This is a genomic window from Sphingomonas sp. HMP9 (assembly GCF_013374115.1).
Lineage (GTDB): Bacteria > Pseudomonadota > Alphaproteobacteria > Sphingomonadales > Sphingomonadaceae > Sphingomonas.
Map to the genome: position 1 here is coordinate 3242501 of NZ_AP022673.1, position 20308 is coordinate 3262808.

Sequence of the window (20308 nt, forward strand, 5' to 3'; positions counted from 1 at the left end):
AGGCATGACCAGGATGAAGGTGCAGTAACATGCACTGGAGGTCCGAACCGATTAACGTTGAAAAGTTACCGGATGAGTTGTGTTTAGGGGTGAAAGGCCAATCAAGCCGGGAAATAGCTGGTTCTCCGCGAAAACTATTGAGGTAGTGCCTCGCACGAACACCTTAGGGGGTAGAGCACTGGATGGGCTAGGGGGTCGCGAGATCTACCAAACCTAACCAAACTCCGAATACCTAAGAGTGATATGCGGGAGACAGACGGCGGGTGCTAAGGTCCGTCGTCAAAAGGGAAACAGCCCTGACCTACAGCTAAGGCCCCCAAATCGTATCTAAGTGGGAAAGCATGTGGGACTTCCAAAACAACCAGGAGGTTGGCTTAGAAGCAGCCATCCTTTAAAGAAAGCGTAACAGCTCACTGGTCTAAACAAGAGGTCCTGCGGCGAAGATGTAACGGGGCTCAAGATACGTGCCGAAGCTTAGGGTGTACCACTTATGTGGTACGCGGTAGCGGAGCGTTCCGTAAGCCTGTGAAGCGATCTGGTAATGGGTCGTGGAGGTATCGGAAGTGCGAATGCAGACATGAGTAGCGATAAAGAGGGTGAGATGCCCTCTCGCCGAAAGACCAAGGGTTCCTGCGCAAGGCTAATCCGCGCAGGGTGAGCCGGCCCCTAAGACGAGCCCGAAGGGGGTAGTCGATGGGAACCACGTTAATATTCGTGGGCCTGGTGGTGTGTGACGGATCATGTGTGTTGTCATCCCTTATCGGATTGGGATGGCTTCGAAATGGTTCCAGGAAATAGCCCCACCGTATAGACCGTACCCGAAACCGACACAGGTGGTCAGGTAGAGTATACCAAGGCGCTTGAGAGAAGTGTCCTGAAGGAACTCGGCAAATTGCCTCCGTACCTTCGGAAGAAGGAGGCCCTCACTATGCGCAAGCACTTTGAGGGGGCACAGGCCAGGGGGTAGCGACTGTTTAGCAAAAACACAGGGCTCTGCTAAGTCGGCTTCAAGACGACGTATAGGGCCTGACGCCTGCCCGGTGCCTGAAGGTTAAGTGGAGGGGTGCAAGCTCTGAAATGAAGCCCAGGTAAACGGCGGCCGTAACTATAACGGTCCTAAGGTAGCGAAATTCCTTGTCGGGTAAGTTCCGACCTGCACGAATGGCGTAACGACTTCCCCACTGTCTCCAGGACATGCTCAGCGAAATTGAATTCTCCGTGAAGATGCGGAGTACCCGCGGTTAGACGGAAAGACCCCGTGCACCTTTACTGCAGCTTCAGAGTGGCATTAGGAAGAAACTGTGTAGCATAGGTGGGAGGCTTTGAAGCATCGGCGCCAGCTGATGTGGAGCCATAGGTGAAATACCACCCTGTTTGTTTCTGATGTCTAACCTCGTTCCGTAAGCCGGAACAGGGACCCTCTGTGGCGGGTAGTTTGACTGGGGCGGTCGCCTCCTAAAGAGTAACGGAGGCGCGCAATGGTGGGCTCAGGACGGTCGGAAACCGTCTGTTAGAGTGCAATGGCATAAGCCCGCCTGACTGCGAGACTGACAAGTCGAGCAGAGACGAAAGTCGGTCATAGTGATCCGGTGGTCCCTCGTGGAAGGGCCATCGCTCAACGGATAAAAGGTACGCCGGGGATAACAGGCTGATAACCCCCAAGAGCTCATATCGACGGGGTTGTTTGGCACCTCGATGTCGGCTCATCACATCCTGGGGCTGGAGCAGGTCCCAAGGGTTTGGCTGTTCGCCAATTAAAGTGGTACGTGAGCTGGGTTCAGAACGTCGCGAGACAGTTTGGTCCCTATCTGCCGTGGGCGTCGAAATTTGAGAGGAGTTGACCCTAGTACGAGAGGACCGGGTTGAACATACCTCTGGTGTACCAGTCGTTCCGCCAGGAGCGCAGCTGGGTAGCTATGTATGGACGGGATAACCGCTGAAAGCATCTAAGCGGGAAGCCTCCCTCGAGATAAGATTTCATAGAGCCGTCGGAGACCACGACGTTGATAGATCGGATGTAGAAGTGCGGTAACGCATGGAGCTAACCGATACTAATTGCTCTATTCGCGCTTGAGAGTCTCACACCATCAATGACAACACTGGGCCTAGCCCAACGCGTCTGATGCGTGCGGATGATTAAGACGACGCCAGATTGCCAATCCCCTCGCCGTCGAGGGATTGGTCCAAATACCAATACACCAGCACTCGGTGTTCCGAGAAGTTGGTCTACAAAATGCACGGTATCGATTTTAAAACCCTCAGGCTTTGCAGTAATGCGAAACCCGAGGGACCCAGATATTCACAGTCACGCATGTCGCACCGGCTTCATTGCCTGGTGGCTATAGCGTCGGTGTCCCACCCGATCCCATTCCGAACTCGGCCGTGAAACCCGACTGCGCCAATGGTACTATCGCTCAAGCGATGGAAGAGTAGGTCGTCGCCAGGCATTGAAGCCCGTGCGACATGCAACGCACAACACAATATCAAAACCCATTCACACACGTCTCATACCCCTTCGCTAACGCGAATGTCGCGGGGTGGAGCAGCCCGGTAGCTCGTCAGGCTCATAACCTGAAGGTCACAGGTTCAAATCCTGTCCCCGCAACCACCGCTATAGAACTACAACCGCCGCCCTCACGGGCGGCGTTGTCGTTTGTGGCAAACGCTAGCAAATCGGCGACCTTTGCGAGGACCTCTGCCTCGGGACCATCCGTGCCGTCCGGGTAGATCGTCACGCTCGATAAGCGTCGCCAGTATCTCTGCCGATTCGCCGCGGGCCGCCTCGGTATCGAGCGTTTCGCGCAAGCGGCCGACCTTCTCTTCGAACAGTTGCAGCAGAGCCGGATGCGGCAGGACCTTGGCCGAAGGCACGGCTGTGGTTGGCGTATGCAACTGTCCTTCCAAGCGCGCTTTCTCGGTCTCCCGTTCGCTAAGGAGCTTCAGCAGGGTAGGGCTGGCTACTGCCGCCAGCATGTTCGCAGCCAGCGCGTCGATCTCGCGGGTGACCACGGCAAGGCGGTCGATGACCAATTGGTCATGGTCCGCCGACGTGCTGATGAGTTGCGCCATCTCACGCTTGAATTCCTCGGCGAATAGCCGGGCGTGGTCCCCGGTTAGCAACCGGTGTTGGAGGATCGAGAGGGTTGCAGTTTCGAGTGGCCCCTTGCGGACCGACACCGTGTTCGAGCAGGTGCCGCGCTCCTTCTGGCCGGCACAACGGTAATAGTCCTTGCCGGATATCGTGTAGGCCGACCCGCAGCAGCTACACATGATAAGGCCCGACAGGAGGTGCTTCTTACGGTTCTGGCGGGCGACCGGAACGTTTGTGCTGGGACGTAGACGCCGCGTGATCTGGGCCTGAACCGCGCTCCACTGCGAGTCGTTGACGATACGAAGATTGGGCACTGAACCGCGCCGGGTTTGCCGGAGGCTCCAACTCCTGAGAAGGTGGAGCCTGTATGAGCAAGACGACGAACAAGTTTGCGCCGGAAGATCGCGAACGCGCGGTACGGATGGTTTTCGACCACGAGCGGGATCATCCCTCGCGATGGGCAGCGGTGGTGTCGATCGCGGAGAAGAGCGGCTGCGTTCCGCAGACGCTGCATGAGTGGGTGAAGAAGGCTGAGGTCAACAGCGGCAAGCGTGCCGGTGTCCCGACCGAGGTTGCAGACAAGTTGAAGGCGCTCGAGCGCGAGGTCCGTGAGCTGCGGCAGGCCAACGAGATTCTGCGCAAGGCGTCCGCATATTTTGCGCAGGCGGAGCTCGACCGCCCGTTCCGGCGATGATCGCGTTCATTGACGATCACCGCGATGCCTATGGGGTCGAGCCGATCTGCCGCGTCCTGCCGATCGCCCCATCCACCTACTACGAGCGCGTCGCGCAGCGATAGGATCCGACACGCCTGTCGGCGCGGGCGCGGCAGGATGCGGTCCTAAAGCCTGAGATCGCGCGCGTGTTCGCCGAGAACTTCGCGGTCTACGGCGTGCGCAAGGTCTGGCGGCAGATGATACGGGAGGGCGTACCCGTCGCCCGCTGTACGGTCGCGCGACTGATGCGCGAGATGTGCCTGGCAGGCGTGATCCGGGGCAAGCCGGTGCGCACCACGATCAGCGACAAGGCGGCGCCGTGCCCGCTCGATCACGTCAACCGCCAGTTCTACGCGCCAGCGCCTGGACTTGCCCCGATAAAGTGGAGAGGCATTTGCTCAGCGTGACGCAGTTCGTTCGAACTGGGCGGGGCTGATGTAGTCGAGCGCGGAGTGGCGCCGGACGGGGTTGTAGAAGCCGTCGATATAGCGGGCAATGGCCTGTGCGGCTTCGTCGCGGGTATAGAAGACGGTGCGCCAGACGAGCTCGGATTTGATCGTCTTGAAGAACGTCTCGACCATCGCATTATCGTAGCAATTTCCCTTTCCCGACATGGAGATACGGATGCCGTGGCGGCGCAGCTCGGCCTGGTAATCCACCGAACAATATTGACTGCCGCGGTCCGAGTGATGGATGAGCCCTTCAGGCGGACGCCGCATGACGAGGGCCTTGCGCAGCGCGGCGAGCGCCAGATCACGGTGCAGCCGGTCGCCGACGGCCCAACCGATCACACGTCGGGAGAAGAGGTCGATGACCACGGCCAGATAGAGCCATCCCTCCCGCGTCCAGACATACGAGATGTCCACGCCCCACTTCTGGTTGGGTGCCGTTGCAGTAAAATCCTGGTCGATGATATTCGGTGCGATCGGCCAGCTGTGCTCGCTGTCGGTCGTTCGTTTGAACCGGCGTTTCTGCCGGCCCCGTAGGCCGTTCTCACGCATCAGTCGCGCCGTGCGCCTGCGTCCGATGGCGAAGCCATCATCCTGCAACTCGCGTGTCATACGCGGGCTGCCATAGGTGCCGTTCGACAGCGCGAACGCAGAACGGACATGCGCCAGCATCACCATATCGTCGCGTTGACGCCGACTGGCAGGTCGATCTTTCCACGCGAAATAGCCGCTCGGGCTGATGCCGAGCACTTGGCAAAGGCGGTGTACGGGGAAATCCTTCTTCGCCTGATCGACGAGCGCGAACCTCATCGACTTCCCTCCCGGGCGAAAAAAGCGGTCGCCCGCTTCAGTATGTCGCGCTCTTGTCGGAGGATCTCGTTCTCCCGCCGAAGGTGCTTCAACTCGGCAGCCATATCTGCCTGCGGCGCCTCGCCGGGCATCTCCATCAATCGATCACGACGACGGCCGATCCAGCGTACCAGCGTAGACAGGCCAACGCCCAGATCCTCCGCCACCGCACGCTGCGTACGCCCGCTGGTCGCCACCAGCCGGACCGCCTCGTCCTCGAATTCCTTCGTAAATCGTCGCTGCTTCGTCATCGAGTTCACCTTTCATCTCAGGAAAACTCTCCACTTTTCTGAAGCAAGTCCAGCCGAACATGCTGTGGGTCTCGGACTTCACCTACGTCGCGACCTGGGCGGGGTTCGTCTACGTAGCCTTCGTTATCGATACCTATGCTCGGCGGATCGTCGGCTGGCGAGCCAGCAGGATGGCTCATGCCAGCTTCGTCCTTGATGCCTTGGAACAGGCGCTTCACGATCGTCGGCCGACCCATCGGGGCGGCCTTATCCATCATAGCGACCGTGGGTCGCAATATGTGTCCATCAAGTACACCGAGCGCCTCGCCGAGGCCGGGATCGAGCCCTCGGTCGGCAGCGTCGGCGACAGCTACGACAACGCTTTGGCCGAGACGATCAACGGTCTCTTCAAGGCCGAGGTCATCCATCGCCGTGGACCCTGGCGATCCTTCGAAGCGGTGGAATACGCGACCCTCGAATGGGTCGACTGGTTCAACCATCGCCGGCTGCTGGAGCCCATCGGCAACATCCCGCCTGCCGAAGCCGAAGATCAATATTATGCTGCCGCGGACAACATCGATATGGCGGCGTGACTCACAACCCAACGCCTCCGGTAGACCCGGCGCGATTCACTCACCCTCCTGATGACCGCTTTCAGCGTCTGTCGCACCGAGTGCTACGTCCGCTATTGGGCGTTTTCGGCCAATCCCCCTTTCCCAAAAGGATGGTGTTTTGGGAATCCTTCGTCATGCCAGAAGCATAAGGATGCTGCTCCGCTCTACGCGTGAACGGCGTGAGCGGAGTAGCACAACGGAATGGCCTACATCGTCTATCTCTCTATGATTGGAGGGCTTCGACTTCGTAGTTCTTCGCCCAGGCGTTCAGCTCACCCGGAAATATGTCATGAACGAGAAAGAAGCGATCCCAAAACGGCGTCTCGCGTAGCTTCTCGCAAAAGAGCTGGTAGCTGTGATGATCCTTTGACTCGATCATCCATATATCGCTGATCTTGGCCGTATAGAACTCAACGTCGTACCACTTGAGCCGGACCCGTCCCTTAAACTCATCGAGTATGGGCTGGAAGGTCTCGCGCGCGTGAGCCAATCGGGTTTCGAACGTAAAACTCAGCCATTCCGGCGAGGTCTTGACCATGAAGAACGTTGTGAGGGCGGCTTCGAACTGGGTGGGTTGGGTATCCATGATGCGTCCTTGCTTCGTTGATTGACGCTCAGGAAGATGCGAGCATACGCTCACCTTAGCTACTCGCATTGGCTCTCATGACCGCACAGCCCCAAGATCAGCGCACCCGCCCACGCAAACAGCCAAGGCAGGCGCGCGCGCAGCACACCGTGAACGCGATCATCGAAGCCTCTGCTCGCATTTTAGAGGAGCAGGGGCATGGTGGTTTCACTACGAACGCGGTGGCTGAACTGGCCGGCGCCAGTATCGGCACGCTCTACCAGTACTTTCCCGACAAGGATGCGCTGCTCGGCGCGCTGATCGCCCGCGAAACATCCCGCCTTGTCGAGGAAGTCGAGGCTGCAAGCATGGTAGCTACCGGACGGGGGGCTCTCGATGGTGTCATCGAAGCCGCTGTTCGACACCAGGTGCGTCGCCCTCGGTTGGCACGGTTGCTCGATTTCGAGGAAGCGCGCTTACCGCTCGATGGCGACACGCAGCTTGTAAGGGCGAAGATTGTGACGCTCTTGGCAGACATTCTCAGCCGGCCGGACCTTCCTCAACAGTCCGACATGCCGTCCGCCGCGGGCGACGTTCTGGCGATCATCCGAGGAATGCTCGATGCCGCTGGCGAACGGGGTGAGGAGGGACAAGCGCCGCTCATAGTGCGGGTTCGTCGCGCCGTGCTTGGATATCTGGCGATGCCCGACAGCGTCGAGGCTTGACCGCTATTCATCAAACCCAAGAAAGCGCGCTGATTTAGCGTTCCCGATTAAGATCGAATTTTGGGAAAGGGGCGACTTGTTCGCTGCGACAGCGCAAAGGAACGACGCCGCCCTCTACCAAGCTATTTCAGTGGCAGGAACAATTCCGCGACCGCCTCATGCTCCGGCACTTCCGGGAAGAAGGCGACGCGCTGGCAGTAGAGCGGAAAATCCCGCGCCTCCTCACCAGTGGCGGGTAGCCAATCTCGGTAAAGGTACAGGGCGGCCGGCTCCAGATTTTCGGTGTTGCCGACGACGCGCAGCACCGCGCAGCGTCCGCCGGGGATGATGCCTGCCTCGATCCGCTCGCCGTTTGCCTCGATCGGCCGATCGGTGCCGACGCACAGGTCCATGCGATACTCGGCCGGGGGCGTCGTGCAAGGATCGGAGTAAAAGACGTTAAATGTCGGGCTAACCTTCGGCGACAGGCCGGTTCTCTTCCGCCAAGCAATAAACCGCTGGATGGTAGCGCCGATCGTCGCCGGATCGCCGCGATGCTCCATGATCGCCACCGGGGTCGGGGCTACGTCGCGGATTGTCACATCGTCGGGTGTGTAGGTGGTCTGCATGAGCTTACTCCTCGCGGTGTTGAGAGGCCCGAAGGCCGCTAGCCACGGCTCCCAATCGGGAGCCTTCCTGAACGACGACGGCGATTGCCCGACCCGTTGCCGGAAGGCGCGGGCAAAGGCATCCGGGGCGTCGTAACCGGCGTCCATCGCTATTTCGGTAATGCTCTGCGCGTCCCTGTAGGCCAGCCGATAGGATGCACGCTTCATGCGGGCGAGCTGGACGTAGCGATGCACGGATAGCCCGAAGGTCGCCGTGAACTGCCGGTGGAAGTGGAATTTCGAAAAGGCCGCGATGCCGCTCATCGCATCCAGGTCTAGATCATCGCCCAAATGCCGGTCGATGTGATCTAATACCCGCTGCATCCGGGCATGGTAGTTGGGAAGCGCCGCCTTCATCGTCCTGTCCTCCGTGGCGTCGCCAGCTAGGCGCTCCCGGATATGACGCGCTCGACCGATCTTGCGGTTCTAGCATGGCTCACGGGCTTTCCCGAAAACGAACCCGGCATGGGAACGGCGGGCAACCACGACGAGTGAACTGCCCTCGCTGCAAGCCGCTTTCACAAAAACCGTTCCTAAAACGTTTTCCCGAAATGGCGTCATCTCGACGGAGTTACGGGAATGACTGGCACGCTCTTTAGGCGACGCAAAACACATGATCGTCGTCAGGCGGCAGGTTAGGCGACCGGCGCTGCCCCAACCGATGCGTGGTCGATGCGACAAACCCTGTCGCCTTGTCCGATTATGCGGAAACTAAAGTTCGGAGGTTTTCCGTCACCCACCTGAAGGGGGGAGAAGTCGCTCACGGCGTCAATTCAGGGTACGCCTTGGGTGACTACCTGATGTGGTACACAAATGCCGTTCAAACAGAAACGGTAGCAGCGAAAATTGAACGCCTCACTAGATGGTCTAGAGTTAGATTGAACGACAGGATGCGTAGCTAAGCGCCCTGGATTGCCCCATGAGTCATTGCTTTAAACGTCAATAGCGAGCACTCTTGGCGAGCAACGTTCGGCGTCACGCAGTCGCACTCATGATATCTCGCCAACTTCGACTATCTCAAAGGCGGCTAGAGATGGCGATCTTGCGTGTCTTGTTGTCAGAGGGCTCCTATAATGACTTACCGCCTCAGCTTTTGCAGTGCGTTCAGCTTGCCGACGGCGCCGATTCTTAGAGTCTTTGCGTGCGACCGCGCTGAGTACGCCAAGCATCGTGGCGTTAACCGCTGCGAACATCTGACCGGCAAAATCGTCGGCTGGTGCCGCTCGGCTCCACGGCGTCGGCAGGTCGAGCGCGATGACCCGAACCTGCTTGAAGCCGATCAGCTTTCCCAGCTGGTACACGCCGAACTAACTAATGGCGTCAGCAACGACAGTGGGTCAACAATCTAAAGGGGCTGCGCGTCCCCGCAACCATCCTTGCACAACGCCTCCGAGGGAATACCTGCGGAGGCTTTTCGCGTTTCTGGCCTGGCGTATGGCTGCAGTATGGACGCAAGCTCACCGCGCAGCTCGATGTTCAGGTTCCCGCCTCTATGGGCCGCAACGCCGCTTTGATCAGCGCACACACGCGTTCCAACGCCCACGCCGTCAGCGTGGTGTACCGGAACGCCGCGGTGAGCTGCCCGACCATCAATGCAGCATGTTATGTACGACCTGTCATCGACCCGGCGTTCAAGTGCGTCGTCGCTATTGCCGCTCGCCGCGCGGTGACGTGACTCCCGTTTTTGCCTCCAGTTGGCGCGAAAGTCCGACTTCGGAAAGGGACGGACTGAACTTGCCCCGATAAAGTGGAGAGGCATTTGCTCAGCGTGACGCAGTTCGTTCGAACTGGGCGGGGCTGATGTAGTCGAGCGCGGAGTGGCGCCGGACGGGGTTGTAGAAGCCGTCGATATAGCGGGCAATGGCCTGTGCGGCTTCGTCGCGGGTATAGAAGACGGTGCGCCAGACGAGCTCGGATTTGATCGTCTTGAAGAACGTCTCGACCATCGCATTATCGTAGCAATTTCCCTTTCCCGACATGGAGATACGGATGCCGTGGCGGCGCAGCTCGGCCTGGTAATCCACCGAACAATATTGACTGCCGCGGTCCGAGTGATGGATGAGCCCTTCAGGCGGACGCCGCATGACGAGGGCCTTGCGCAGCGCGGCGAGCGCCAGATCACGGTGCAGCCGGTCGCCGACGGCCCAACCGATCACACGTCGGGAGAAGAGGTCGATGACCACGGCCAGATAGAGCCATCCCTCCCGCGTCCAGACATACGAGATGTCCACGCCCCACTTCTGGTTGGGTGCCGTTGCAGTAAAATCCTGGTCGATGATATTCGGTGCGATCGGCCAGCTGTGCTCGCTGTCGGTCGTTCGTTTGAACCGGCGTTTCTGCCGGCCCCGTAGGCCGTTCTCACGCATCAGTCGCGCCGTGCGCCTGCGTCCGATGGCGAAGCCATCATCCTGCAACTCGCGTGTCATACGCGGGCTGCCATAGGTGCCGTTCGACAGCGCGAACGCAGAACGGACATGCGCCAGCATCACCATATCGTCGCGTTGACGCCGACTGGCAGGTCGATCTTTCCACGCGAAATAGCCGCTCGGGCTGATGCCGAGCACTTGGCAAAGGCGGTGTACGGGGAAATCCTTCTTCGCCTGATCGACGAGCGCGAACCTCATCGACTTCCCTCCCGGGCGAAAAAAGCGGTCGCCCGCTTCAGTATGTCGCGCTCTTGTCGGAGGATCTCGTTCTCCCGCCGAAGGTGCTTCAACTCGGCAGCCATATCTGCCTGCGGCGCCTCGCCGGGCATCTCCATCAATCGATCACGACGACGGCCGATCCAGCGTACCAGCGTAGACAGGCCAACGCCCAGATCCTCCGCCACCGCACGCTGCGTACGCCCGCTGGTCGCCACCAGCCGGACCGCCTCGTCCTCGAATTCCTTCGTAAATCGTCGCTGCTTCGTCATCGAGTTCACCTTTCATCTCAGGAAAACTCTCCACTTTTCTGAAGCAAGTCCAGACAGATGAAGCGGAAGCAGTCTTCTGAAGAGCAGATCATCGGCATCCCGAAGGAAGCCGAGGCAGGTGCGGTGGTGACGGATCTGTGTCGCCGGCACGGGATGTCTAGCGCAACCTATTACACCTGGAAGGCCAAGTTCGGCGGTCTAGAGGTGTCCGACGCAAGGCGTCTACGGGCGCTTGAGGAAGAGAACGCCCGGCTCAAACGGTTGCTGGCGGACACAATGCTGGACAATCCTGTCCTGAGCGAAGTCGAAGGGGGGACCGAACTGACCTCGAACGCAGTGCTTGCATGGTCGGGCGATGCCGGCGTCGAGTGGCACTATATCGCACCAGGCAAGCCTACGCAGAACGGGTTCGTCGAAAGCTTCAACGGTCGCATGCGCGACGAACTGCTCAACGAGACGCTGTTCTGCACGGTCCGCCAGGCGCGCTCGATCCTCGCGCGCTGGGTCGATGATTACAACACTGAGCGGCCGCACTTCTTGCTCGGCTACGCCACACCAGCGGCTTTCGCCGCCGAACTCTAAAAAGCGACGGGCGGGCTTAAACCCGGCCGTTGCTCCACCCGCGCTGTTGCGCGACAACAACGGTCGGTCTCTGGTTGCCGCTGGATGAAAGGCGGGGGGCACGTCAAACCGCGCTCCTACGGGGAAACAGTTGGACTAACGATTTTACCTACCCGCACCCGGCAGCAATGGTGAAACGCCCGGCATTCGATCGAACCTTGAGCAGGCCATTTCCGATCGCGGGCCTACGCCCCGGCGTCGCTACGCGACATCTGAATACCGATGTTCGACCTCCATCATCTCGAAGACCGCCTTCGCCGTCGATCATTGCGTGTTCGACGAACGGACCAATCTCGCTGCGAGGGTTGCGCTCGCGCCATCGGTGAAAAGATCGGCTTGCACAGCATCGTTGCCAGCCAATGCTCTGGCGGCGCGGGGAAAAGCGGCTAGGAACGAGGCAAAGATCGAGGAGAGAGACATGAGCGTGACGGAACAGGCGGTCGGCGTGATCGGCGCCGGACAGATGGGCGCAGGCATTGCGCAGGTATCGGCGCAGGCAGGGTACCGCGTGCTGCTGGCCGACGTGTCGCTGGACCAGGCGGCCCAGGGTAAGGCGGGTATCGCCAAGGCACTCGGCCGGCTGGTCGAGAAGGAGAAGATCGGAACCGAAGCGCGCGATGCGGCGCTCGCGTTGATCGAGCCGGTCGCGAGTGTCGCGGCGATGGGCGACTGTGCGATCGTGGTCGAGGCGGCGACCGAGCGCGAGGCGGTGAAGCGCGCGATCTTTGCGGAGGTCGGCAAGGTACTGGGGCCGGACGCGATCCTGGCATCGAACACCTCGTCGATCCCGATCACGCGGCTGGCGCAGGCGGCGCCCGATGCGGCGCGGTTCATGGGCGTGCACTTCTTCAACCCAGTGCCGGTGATGCGGCCGATCGAGCTGATCCGCGGCCTTGCGACGTCGGACGCCACCGTAGCGGCGGTCGAGGCGTTTGCGGAAAAGCTCGGCAAGCAGGTGGTGCATGCGAACGACGCGCCGGGCTTCATCGTCAATCGCGTGCTGATGCCGATGATCAACGAGGCGTGCTTCGCGCTGGGCGAGGGCGTGGCGACCGTGCGTGACATCGACCTCGCGTGCCAGCTTGGATTGAACCATCCGATGGGCCCGCTGACGCTGGCTGACTTCATCGGCCTCGACACCTGCCTGGAGATCACGCGCGTGTTGTTCGAGGGGACGGGCGATCCGAAGTTCCGGCCCGCGCCGGTGCTCGTCAAATATGTCGAGGCCGGGTGGTTCGGTCGGAAGACCAAGCGCGGCTTCTACGATTATTCGGGTGCCGAACCGGTGCCTACCCGGTAATGACCTGCGCGCCGGTTGGAGCGTCCGGGTCGTCTCTGATGTCAGCGCGCACGGAGTAGGATCGGAGGCGGTCCTACCGGCGCGGCGCGGTAGGTCGAACGCGGTCGGCGCAGCAGCCTCGACCGCGTTCGACCAGCGCCGTCGCGCACTGCACTAGGTCACGTCATCGCGTCATTGGGCCGCGCCATCGAGCAAGACGACGGTGGCGGCAAGCGGCGCGGACAAGGCATGGTAGCTCGATACGGCGGCGAAGCCTGCGACACCTGCGCCGAGCGCGACGATGCAGAGGAACTCGAACGCGGACGATCGGTGCCTGCTGCTGGCGGATCGATCGACCGTGCGCCGGGCCGAGTCTGAGCGCGGCGCGCTGCGTCGATCGATCGTCTTCTGACGGCGATCGAGTACGGGCTCGCTCAACAACGCGGCGAGACTGATCGGGTCCTGCGTTCGCACGCCGAAACGGCTGCCCCCGTTCCACACCACGCGGCCGATGATGATGAGCGTCCCGCGGCGGATCTCGACATAGGTACCGAGCGGGGGTGGTTCGCTGCTCGAGACGAGCATACCCTTGTCCGACAGCTCATGAATGCATCCGCTCGACCATTTGCCGCCGACATTCATGCGACAGGGAACGGAGAGTTCCTTCATAGCCTGATATTCTCATTCGATCTGGATGGATCCTCGTCGAACATTGGTATTCCGGCGACGGGTTCGCCCCAATCCGGGAAATATACGGATACGACGCCGGTGCTGCCGGCCACGTGCGTGGCGCAGCATCCGTGCCGGCCTATCGGGCCAGCGCGATCAGTTGGGCGATGCCGTTGGTCCCGGTCTTCGCGACGATCGCGGCACGGTGATCCTCGACCGTCTTGGGACTGATGTCGAGCGCGGCGGCAATCGCCTGGTTGTTGTGGCCCTTCACGAGCAGGTCGAACACCTGGCGCTGGCGTGGCGTCAGCGTCGCGGTTCGCGCGTGCGCGGAGCGTTGCGCCTTGGACCAGGCCACCCCTTCGGCGATCGACGCGAGCAACCGGTCCTCGTCGATCGGCTTTTCGAGATAGTCGAGACCGCCGTAGCGACGGACCGAATCCACCGCGTTGGCGGTCGTCGGCCAGGCGGTCATGAAGATGATCGCGACCGCCGGATCGAGGATCCGCACGCGATCGGCAAAGTCGAACCCGTCAATGTCGTTCATCATCACGTCGGTGACGATGCAGTGCGCCGGCGCGCGTTCATAGATTTCGATCAAAGGGGCGGGATCGAGGAACGGCTCCGCGATATGGCCGTGACGACGCAGCAGCCGCGCGACGGTGGCGCCGAGATCGTGATCGTCGTCTACGACATAGACCAGACCGTGCGCTGGGTCGGTCATTCGGGCTCTCCAACGAGCGGAAGGGAGATGGTCGCGCGCGTCTCACCGGCGGCATCGGTGGTCCGGGTCAGGCTGCCGCCATGCGCCTCGACGATCGCGCGGGCGACCAGGATACCGACGCCCATGCCCGGTTGCGCGCGCTGGGGGGGCTTGCTTCCGTTGACGACGGCAAGGTGAACGCGGTCGGCGGTCCGGGACACCGCGAGCGACACGCGGCCGTCGTCACAGGCCTGGACCGCGTTGCGCACCAGGTTGACGATCGCCTGCGCGAGTTCGACCTCCTGCGCGAGGATGACCAGATCCGGCGCGACGGTGCCGATCGACAGCGTCACGCCGTGCGCCTTCGCCTCGGGTTGCGCGAGTGCCGCAACGGTATCGATCAACGTCGCGAGCGGCAGGGGCGAGGGCAGGTCGACCGTGCGACCGCCGAACCGCCGCAACCGGCGGACCAGCGTCGACAAGGCGGCGGCCTTGCGATCGATCAGCGCCGCAGTGGTGGCGATCTCGACATCGGCGGAGACGGTCAGTTCGTGCAGATGCTTCGCCTCGATCGCCAGCGTCGAGAGCGGCTGGCTGATCTCGTGGATGACCGCCACCGACATCGCGCGCAACGTCTTCAGCCGCTCGGCCTGGAACAGCAGGCGATCGCGGCGTTCGAGATCGACCCGAACCCTCGCCTGCGCATCCGCGAAACTGCCCGCCAGATATCCGACGACCATGATCGAGGCGAGGCTCATGTGCAGCGCGAGGCGTTCGCCCATGTCCATCGGCATGGCGGTCTGCGGCAGGACCATCGCCGCCACGACGACGATCGCCAGCCAGCTCGCCAGTCGTCCGAACCGCAACCCGATCCATGCGACCGCGAGCAGCACGGGCGTATGCGGCGTCCCCAGGCCGATCCTCGCGAGCAGGATCTCGATCGCGAACGACGATGCGAGAATCAGCACGGCTTCCGCAACCGACGCTGCGCTAGGCCATTTTGGCCGCAACGCGCTTCCCGCCGCGAGGTCCGCGACCCAGAGCAGAGGCGGCGCAAGCAACAGGACGCCGAGCAGGTCGCCGACCACGAACCCGGTCAAGGACGTCACTGTCTCGCGCAGGCCGAAAACGCCGGTAAGGTCGGGACGCAGCAACGACCAGGGCAGCGCGGCCAACGCGGCGGCGGCCGGCGCACCGACCGCGGCAAGGCCGAGCGGCATCGGAGCCACGCTCATGCTCGTCTGCGCGCGGTCCGCCATCGTCCGGACCATCAGCACGACGAGCCCGTAGACAAGCGGCGGCCGTATCACGCCCAGAAGCTCAGTTCCCCATCCCGCGGACTCGAAATCGATCACGCCGGTTGCGAACTGCACGACCGTCTCGGTTGCCACGATCGCAAGGATCAGCCGGGGCCCGCGTCGCCACAGCAGCGCGATGCGCAGGCCGGCCGCGGGATAGAGCAGCGAATAGAAGCCGCGCCCACCCCAGCCTGCGGCGATGTGATGCGCCGCCCAGAAGGCGACCGCGTAGCCGAGCAACCAGGGAAGGTCCGCGACTTTGGGGAGGGCGACGGTGGCGGAAGACGGGAAGCGGGACGCCGCAAAGGGCTGGGCGAGCGTGGTCATTGCGGTCTCCCTGCCAGATCGCCGTGTCCTGGGGTATCCGGGCGAATCCCGGAATGCGATCCTGGGGAAGGATTGACCTGGCGCTGCGGCTCGGTGGCGGTCTCGCTTGCCGAACGTCGCTCTTGGGCTGCAGGTCAAGGCAGTGGTCTTTTGCCAAAGCGCTGCGCCTCCGCAAGCAACGCTTCTTCGAAGGGAAGCAGTTGATGCCTCGGAAGTAAACCGCCGTGCTACTTCGTCACCGGCCGATCGCCGGCCAGCGCACGCCGGAGTGCCGCCACTTCCGCATTCAACGCCGCGAGCCGATCGGGCGTCATGCCCGAACGCTCGACGATCAGCGGCCCCAGGCACCCGGTCTCCGTCCACCGCGCCCGTCCGGTCTCGGTCAGCCGCACCCGCACCTGTCGTTCGTCGGCGGGGTTGCGGATGCGAGTCACCAGCCCCGCAGCCTCGAGCCGTTTCGCCAAGGGGGTGATCGTGCTCGGTTCGAGCGCGAGCCGTTCGGCGATCGCACCGATCGAGCAGCCATCCTCCGCTTCGTTCAGCGTCTGGAGGACGAGAAACTGAGGATAGGTGATGCCGAGCTTGTCGAGCACCGGCTTGTAGGCGCGATTGATCGCGATCGTCGCCGCATAGAGCGAAAAGCAGAGCTGGTCGTCGAGGGGTAAGGGGTTGGACACGGCAAGCTCCTTCAGGCGTCCTCTACAGATAATTGGTTATCGCGGCAAATGTTACTGGACTTGCCTATCATGCACACTTAGATAGTTATCGCGATAAGCAATTTGGAGATTTCAACATGTCCGTCGATGTCAAATACACCACCGAAGCCACCGCAACCGGCGGCCGTGATGGCCATGCACGGTCGCAGGACGGTCGCCTCGACGTCGCGCTCTCGACGCCGAAGGAACTGGGCGGTGCTGGCGGCGACGGCAGCAACCCCGAGCAGCTGTTCGCCGCGGGCTATTCCGCCTGCTTCATCGGCGCGCTCAAGGTGGCGTGTCAGCAATTGAAGATGAAGCTGCCCGACGACGTCGCGGTGACGGCAAAGGTCGGTATCGGCCCGCGCTCGGCCGGCGGTTTCGGTATCACCACGGATCTGACCGTGTCGCTCCCGGGGATCGAGCGAGCCGAGGCACAGCGTCTGGTCGATGCAGCTCACCAGATCTGCCCCTATTCCAACGCGACCCGCGGTAACGTCGACGTCGGCCTGACTCTCGCCTGACGTCATGACCAGCGGGCGGCGCGATAGGCGCGGCCCGCTGGTGTATTTCACTGCACTGGCTGCTCGCCATCGGCAGGAGCGGTCGGAATAGTCGCTGTCTTCCAGACCGATCCGATACCGTGGTGTGCGGTCGACGATGCTGCGGCACCATCGACCGGATCCGATCACGCTTCCTGGTAATATTCCGAATATTGCTTCGAATGATAATAATAGGATCCGACCGCGATGCACGGGCGTTACGTAGCGCCTCGGCATATTACGACGTCGGCTTGTCGACCACGATATCGGCAGGATGGTCCTGCCGGATATTCGGAATCGCGGCGATCAACGGCACGCCGAGTTCGCTTTCGACCTCGTCGATACTGCGCATGCCGGTCACCAGCATGTCCTGCGTCACGATGACCGCGATGCCAACGCCGAACCCGGCAATGAGCGACAACAGGAACAGCAGCGGGCGGTTCGGCCAGCTCGACGACTGTGGCGGCTCGGCATTGTCGTTGATCTGCGCCTGCGCGATCGAGTTCTGCGCGGCCTGACGCGATTCGAGCGCTATAAATTGAACGGAGAAGATCCGGATCGGCAACCGACCGGCCGTGCTTCGCAAGCGACACGGTTGTTACCCGTGCGCCGCGCCGACCGATCGTTCAGATTTGTACAGTCGCAGACGATAGCGCGCGGACCGCAGCGTTCCGCTCCGGGTCGGTCAGCGCCAACGGCACCGTCGCGCCCGTCTTGGCGGACAGGATCGCGGCCTCGACGACCGCCATCACCGCCAGCGCTGCGATAGGTTCGACCGGGTTCTTTGCCGATTCCCGAAGCGCCGCCGCGATGCCGCGGTAATACTGGCGTTGATCGCCGGGGATGGCAGGCTGCTCGCGGTGCCCGTTGCCGTCATGGATCACGAGCGGATCGGGATCCTCGCCCCAGCCTGCGTCCCCCGGCCGCATCCCGGCGAGGAGTTGCGCCTCCTGCCGGTCGGCGCACCGCTTCGTCATGCTGCCCGCGGTACCGTGCACGGTGAACCGGTCGACGCCGCCCGCGACCAGCATGCTTGCCTGGAGGATCACGCGGCGCTGGCCGTAGGACAGGACGACATGCGCCCAATCGTCCGTCATCGCGCCCGGCCGCTGCGTCGCGATCGAGGCCTGCACGCCCTCCGGCAGACCGAACAGGAGCAAGGCCTGATCGACCAGATGCGGGCCGAGATCGTACCACACGCCGCTGCCCGGCCCCGACCGCTCGCGCCAGCGATCGCGGACGTCCGGCCTGAACCTATCGAAATGCGAGTCGAACTGCGTGACGGTGCCGACGAGACCAGCATCGATCGCAGCGCGCACGGTGCGGAAATCGCTGTCCCAGCGCCGGTTGTGGAAGACCGAGAGCAGGCGGCCGTGACGATTCGCCAGCGCCAGCAGGTCGCGCGCTTCATCAAGGTCGAGCGTGAACGGCTTGTCGATGACGACAGGCTTCCCCGCCGCGATCGCTGCCCGCGCGAGCGGTGCGTGCGTCGCGTTCGGCGTGGCGATTACGACCAGGTCGATGTCCGCTGCGGTGATCAGCGCACGCGGATCGGCGTGGACCGTCATGCCCGGAAAATCCGCATGAACCTTGCCGGCATCGCGCGACGACACTGCGCGGAGTTCGAGCCCTGCGACCGAACGGATCAGCGGGGCATGGAAGGTCCTGCCCGAAAATCCGTACCCGATCAGCCCCACGCGCACGGCGTCCGCTTGCCCGTCGATGCCGGTCATCGCCTCAGTCCATGCCCGCGCGGATCGCCGCGGCGGCGAGGAACGGTGCGCCCGCGACGAGCACGAGGCTGACCGCGGCGAGCAGCTTGACCGCACCCGCGCCACCGGCCGGGTCGAGCGATCCCGCACCGAAGATCAGCAACGGGACCGCGAGCGGGAGCATCACGAGGCCCGTCACCGCTCCGCCGCCGCGCACCCCCGCGACCAGCGCGCTGGTCGCGACCGCAAGCGCGGCGAGGCCGGGCGTGCCGAGCAACAGGCCGATCTCGACGCGGAGCAATGTGTCTGCGGACAGGTCGAGCAGGCCGGCGGCGATCACCGCGGCGAGCATCAGCGGCGGGCCGAAGCTCAACCAGTGCGCGATCGTCTTCGCCATCGTCACCGACGTCATCGACAGGCCGCGCACCGCGAACTGGTCGAAGATGCCGGCTTCGAGGTCGGGTCCGATCAGCCGCTCCACCGGCAACAGCGCTGCGAGCAAAGCTGCCGTCCAGATCACGCCCCCGCCGATCCGCGCGAGCAACGCGCCGTCGGGGCCGATCGCGAACGGGAACAACGTCGCGACCAGCAGGAAGAACGCGACCACCAGAGTCGCGCCGCCACTCGATACGCTGCGGCGCAGATCGCGGCGGATGAGCGCGATCACAACGCGATCTCCTGCGCGCCCGGGATCGCCAGCGGTAGGTGCGTGGCGACCAGCGCAAGGCCGCCGGTGGCGCGATGCCGTGCGATCAGCGTTTCCAGTCGCGCGATCGAAACCGTGTCGAGCCCGTTGGCGGGTTCGTCGAGCAGCCAGACCGGCGCGCCGCTGGCGGCAACGCGCGCGATCGACGCGCGGCGGCGTTGCCCGGTGGACAGCAGGCGGACCGGAATGTCCGCGAGCGCGTCCAGGTCGAGGGCGGACAACGCTTGCGCGATCCGGGTATCGGGGGCGGGCGCATCGTCCAGCGCGGCCCAGAACCGGAGCGCCGCAATCAGCGTGCGGTCTGCGTCGAGTGCGCTGGCTTCGGTCAGCAGCGCCTTCGCCGCATCGCACGTCACGCCGCCTTCGAACGGCGCGAGCAAACCGGCGGCGATGCGGATCAGGCTCGACTTGCCGACGCCGTTGGGCCCGGTGACGATCGCCGCATCGCCGGGGCCCAAGTCGAACGACACGCTCGAGAACAGCATCCGCCCGCCTCGCACGCACGCGACGTCGCGAACGCGAAGGCTCATATGGCCTGATCGTCGGCGGACTCTTCCAGCGCGTGCATGTCGTCGTCGCTCAGGCCGAAATGATGGCCGATCTCGTGGATCGTCACATGCGCGACGAGATCGTCGAGGCGCACCCCGGTTTCGATCCATTCCTCCAGGATCGCGCGGCGGTACAGCATGATGCGGTCGGGCATGCCGCCGGAGTCCATCGACGATTTCTCGCCGAGCGGGCGGCCGTGATACACGCCCGACAGGTCCAGCGGATGTTCGATGCCCAGCGCGGCCAGCGTTTCGTCGTCGGCAAACTCCTCGACCGCGAAGACGATGTCGCCGAGATGCTCCGCGAACTGCTGCGGCAGCCGGGCGATCGTCGCTCGCGCGATCCCCTCGATCGCATCGGCGTCGGGGGCTTCCCCGGATATTGTCGCTTGCCCGCTCATGCCGCCAG

The 20308-nt window shown here is 62.7% G+C and carries 19 protein-coding genes, 1 tRNA gene, 2 rRNA genes, 2 pseudogenes and 1 other annotated feature (1 of these 25 only partly in view); of the genes and pseudogenes, 10 read left to right on the plus strand and 14 right to left on the minus strand.

Annotated features, from left to right (window positions below; all coding sequences use genetic code 11):
* The 3 genes from HMP09_RS14625 to HMP09_RS14635 form a co-directional block, all read left to right on the plus strand.
* Positions 1–2075: ribosomal RNA gene (locus HMP09_RS14625) — 23S ribosomal RNA — on the plus strand (it extends 722 nt beyond the left edge of the window).
* Positions 2076–2331: 256 nt separating this feature from the next.
* Positions 2332–2446, plus strand: a 5S ribosomal RNA gene (gene rrf, locus HMP09_RS14630).
* An 85-nt stretch (positions 2447–2531) separates the two neighbouring features.
* A tRNA-Met gene (locus tag HMP09_RS14635) sits at positions 2532–2608 on the plus strand.
* Between the two features lie 26 nt (positions 2609–2634).
* Here HMP09_RS14635 and HMP09_RS14640 read toward each other — a convergent pair.
* The gene (locus HMP09_RS14640; protein WP_176500968.1) at positions 2635–3405 is read right to left on the minus strand and encodes a zinc ribbon domain-containing protein; all 771 of its coding nucleotides are present in this window, start codon (positions 3403–3405) and stop codon (positions 2635–2637) included.
* A gap of 53 nt (positions 3406–3458) precedes the next feature.
* Here HMP09_RS14640 and HMP09_RS14645 point away from each other — a divergent pair.
* Positions 3459–4171 (plus strand): annotated as a pseudogene (locus tag HMP09_RS14645) (IS3 family transposase); the annotation flags it as partial.
* Positions 3740–3856, plus strand: a sequence feature (AL1L pseudoknot). (Overlaps the previous pseudogene by 117 nt.)
* A gap of 33 nt (positions 4172–4204) precedes the next feature.
* Here HMP09_RS14645 and HMP09_RS14650 read toward each other — a convergent pair.
* A protein-coding gene (locus tag HMP09_RS14650; RefSeq protein WP_176499007.1) for an IS3 family transposase occupies positions 4205–5355 on the minus strand; the annotation gives its coding sequence in 2 pieces (ribosomal slippage) (positions 4205–5091 and positions 5091–5355; 1152 coding nt in all).
* Between the two features lie 53 nt (positions 5356–5408).
* Between HMP09_RS14650 and HMP09_RS14655 the strand changes: the two are divergent.
* Positions 5409–5927, plus strand: a pseudogene (locus HMP09_RS14655) (IS3 family transposase); the annotation flags it as partial.
* 244 nt (positions 5928–6171) lie between these two features.
* Here the strand turns inward: HMP09_RS14655 and HMP09_RS14660 are convergent.
* The gene (locus tag HMP09_RS14660; RefSeq protein ID WP_176500969.1) at positions 6172–6534 is read right to left on the minus strand and encodes a darcynin family protein; all 363 of its coding nucleotides are present in this window, start codon (positions 6532–6534) and stop codon (positions 6172–6174) included.
* 77 nt (positions 6535–6611) lie between these two features.
* On the opposite strand from HMP09_RS14660, the gene HMP09_RS14665 reads away from it, so the two are divergent.
* The gene (locus HMP09_RS14665) at positions 6612–7238 is read left to right on the plus strand and encodes a TetR/AcrR family transcriptional regulator (RefSeq protein WP_176500970.1); all 627 of its coding nucleotides are present in this window, start codon (positions 6612–6614) and stop codon (positions 7236–7238) included.
* A 122-nt stretch (positions 7239–7360) separates the two neighbouring features.
* On the opposite strand, the gene HMP09_RS14670 is transcribed toward HMP09_RS14665, so the two are convergent.
* Positions 7361–8242 carry an AraC family transcriptional regulator gene (locus HMP09_RS14670; protein WP_176500971.1) on the minus strand — a complete coding sequence of 294 codons (882 nt, stop codon included), beginning with the start codon at positions 8240–8242 and terminating at the stop codon, positions 7361–7363.
* A gap of 716 nt (positions 8243–8958) precedes the next feature.
* Between HMP09_RS14670 and HMP09_RS14675 the strand changes: the two genes are divergently transcribed.
* Complete coding sequence (locus HMP09_RS14675; RefSeq protein WP_176500972.1) at positions 8959–9234, plus strand: hypothetical protein; 276 nt, start codon at positions 8959–8961, stop codon at positions 9232–9234.
* A 414-nt stretch (positions 9235–9648) separates the two neighbouring features.
* Here HMP09_RS14675 and HMP09_RS14680 read toward each other — a convergent pair.
* A protein-coding gene (locus HMP09_RS14680; RefSeq protein WP_176499007.1) for an IS3 family transposase occupies positions 9649–10799 on the minus strand; the annotation gives its coding sequence in 2 pieces (ribosomal slippage) (positions 9649–10535 and positions 10535–10799; 1152 coding nt in all).
* A gap of 57 nt (positions 10800–10856) precedes the next feature.
* On the opposite strand from HMP09_RS14680, the gene HMP09_RS14685 reads away from it, so the two are divergent.
* Together HMP09_RS14685 and HMP09_RS14690 are read left to right on the plus strand one after the other, a co-directional pair.
* A complete protein-coding gene (locus HMP09_RS14685; protein ID WP_443026420.1) occupies positions 10857–11381 on the plus strand; it encodes an integrase core domain-containing protein in 525 nt (174 codons plus the stop codon).
* A gap of 457 nt (positions 11382–11838) precedes the next feature.
* Positions 11839–12720 (plus strand): 3-hydroxyacyl-CoA dehydrogenase NAD-binding domain-containing protein, encoded by an 882-nt coding sequence (locus HMP09_RS14690; protein WP_176500973.1) that lies wholly within the window; start codon positions 11839–11841, stop codon positions 12718–12720.
* Positions 12721–12891: 171 nt separating this feature from the next.
* Here HMP09_RS14690 and HMP09_RS14695 read toward each other — a convergent pair whose 3' ends face one another.
* The 4 genes from HMP09_RS14695 to HMP09_RS14710 all read right to left on the minus strand — a co-directional run bounded on the left by HMP09_RS14695 (position 12892) and on the right by HMP09_RS14710 (position 16373).
* Positions 12892–13368: a PilZ domain-containing protein gene (locus HMP09_RS14695; protein ID WP_176500974.1), complete on the minus strand. Its 477-nt coding sequence runs from the start codon at positions 13366–13368 to the stop codon at positions 12892–12894.
* A gap of 139 nt (positions 13369–13507) precedes the next feature.
* Positions 13508–14092 carry a response regulator transcription factor gene (locus HMP09_RS14700; protein WP_176500975.1) on the minus strand — a complete coding sequence of 195 codons (585 nt, stop codon included), beginning with the start codon at positions 14090–14092 and terminating at the stop codon, positions 13508–13510.
* Complete coding sequence (locus HMP09_RS14705; RefSeq protein ID WP_176500976.1) at positions 14089–15696, minus strand: sensor histidine kinase; 1608 nt, start codon at positions 15694–15696, stop codon at positions 14089–14091. Before HMP09_RS14705 ends, HMP09_RS14700 begins: the two co-directional genes overlap by 4 nt.
* A 227-nt stretch (positions 15697–15923) precedes the next feature.
* Positions 15924–16373 carry a MarR family winged helix-turn-helix transcriptional regulator gene (locus tag HMP09_RS14710; protein ID WP_176500977.1) on the minus strand — a complete coding sequence of 150 codons (450 nt, stop codon included), beginning with the start codon at positions 16371–16373 and terminating at the stop codon, positions 15924–15926.
* Between the two features lie 116 nt (positions 16374–16489).
* On the opposite strand from HMP09_RS14710, the gene HMP09_RS14715 reads away from it, so the two are divergent.
* Positions 16490–16915 carry an organic hydroperoxide resistance protein gene (locus HMP09_RS14715; protein ID WP_176500978.1) on the plus strand — a complete coding sequence of 142 codons (426 nt, stop codon included), beginning with the start codon at positions 16490–16492 and terminating at the stop codon, positions 16913–16915.
* Positions 16916–17171: 256 nt separating this feature from the next.
* Here the strand turns inward: HMP09_RS14715 and HMP09_RS14720 are convergent, their stop codons facing one another.
* The 5 genes from HMP09_RS14720 to HMP09_RS14740 are packed head-to-tail and all read right to left on the minus strand — an operon-like array spanning position 17172 to position 20300.
* The gene (locus HMP09_RS14720; protein WP_176500979.1) at positions 17172–17519 is read right to left on the minus strand and encodes a hypothetical protein; all 348 of its coding nucleotides are present in this window, start codon (positions 17517–17519) and stop codon (positions 17172–17174) included.
* Between the two features lie 40 nt (positions 17520–17559).
* Positions 17560–18666 carry an oxidoreductase gene (locus HMP09_RS14725; protein ID WP_176500980.1) on the minus strand — a complete coding sequence of 369 codons (1107 nt, stop codon included), beginning with the start codon at positions 18664–18666 and terminating at the stop codon, positions 17560–17562.
* Positions 18667–18670: 4 nt separating this feature from the next.
* The gene (locus HMP09_RS14730) at positions 18671–19312 is read right to left on the minus strand and encodes a heme exporter protein CcmB (RefSeq protein WP_176500981.1); all 642 of its coding nucleotides are present in this window, start codon (positions 19310–19312) and stop codon (positions 18671–18673) included.
* Positions 19309–19881 carry a heme ABC exporter ATP-binding protein CcmA gene (gene ccmA / locus HMP09_RS14735; RefSeq protein ID WP_176500982.1) on the minus strand — a complete coding sequence of 191 codons (573 nt, stop codon included), beginning with the start codon at positions 19879–19881 and terminating at the stop codon, positions 19309–19311. The genes HMP09_RS14730 and ccmA overlap by 4 nt, the downstream gene beginning before the upstream one ends.
* Positions 19878–20300 (minus strand): metallopeptidase family protein, encoded by a 423-nt coding sequence (locus HMP09_RS14740; protein ID WP_232090344.1) that lies wholly within the window; start codon positions 20298–20300, stop codon positions 19878–19880. The genes ccmA and HMP09_RS14740 overlap by 4 nt, the downstream gene beginning before the upstream one ends.
* Between the last annotated feature and the right edge of the window lie 8 nt (positions 20301–20308).

Bases quoted from the DNA above. Each gene is read 5' to 3' on its own strand.
- ccmA (WP_176500982.1), bottom strand. From the start codon at position 19,881: ATGAGCCTTCGCGTTCGCGACGTCGCGTGCGTGCGAGGCGGGCGGATG.
- HMP09_RS14725 (WP_176500980.1), bottom strand. From the start codon at position 18,666: ATGACCGGCATCGACGGGCAAGCGGACGCCGTGCGCGTGGGGCTGATC.
- HMP09_RS14740 (WP_232090344.1), bottom strand. From the start codon at position 20,300: ATGAGCGGGCAAGCGACAATATCCGGGGAAGCCCCCGACGCCGATGCG.
- HMP09_RS14690 (WP_176500973.1), top strand. From the start codon at position 11,839: ATGAGCGTGACGGAACAGGCGGTCGGCGTGATCGGCGCCGGACAGATG.
- HMP09_RS14695 (WP_176500974.1), bottom strand. From the start codon at position 13,368: ATGAAGGAACTCTCCGTTCCCTGTCGCATGAATGTCGGCGGCAAATGG.
- HMP09_RS14685 (WP_443026420.1), top strand. From the start codon at position 10,857: ATGAAGCGGAAGCAGTCTTCTGAAGAGCAGATCATCGGCATCCCGAAG.
- HMP09_RS14675 (WP_176500972.1), top strand. From the start codon at position 8,959: ATGACTTACCGCCTCAGCTTTTGCAGTGCGTTCAGCTTGCCGACGGCG.
- HMP09_RS14670 (WP_176500971.1), bottom strand. From the start codon at position 8,242: ATGAAGGCGGCGCTTCCCAACTACCATGCCCGGATGCAGCGGGTATTA.
- HMP09_RS14715 (WP_176500978.1), top strand. From the start codon at position 16,490: ATGTCCGTCGATGTCAAATACACCACCGAAGCCACCGCAACCGGCGGC.
- HMP09_RS14665 (WP_176500970.1), top strand. From the start codon at position 6,612: ATGACCGCACAGCCCCAAGATCAGCGCACCCGCCCACGCAAACAGCCA.
- HMP09_RS14700 (WP_176500975.1), bottom strand. From the start codon at position 14,092: ATGACCGACCCAGCGCACGGTCTGGTCTATGTCGTAGACGACGATCAC.
- HMP09_RS14705 (WP_176500976.1), bottom strand. From the start codon at position 15,696: ATGACCACGCTCGCCCAGCCCTTTGCGGCGTCCCGCTTCCCGTCTTCC.
- HMP09_RS14660 (WP_176500969.1), bottom strand. From the start codon at position 6,534: ATGGATACCCAACCCACCCAGTTCGAAGCCGCCCTCACAACGTTCTTC.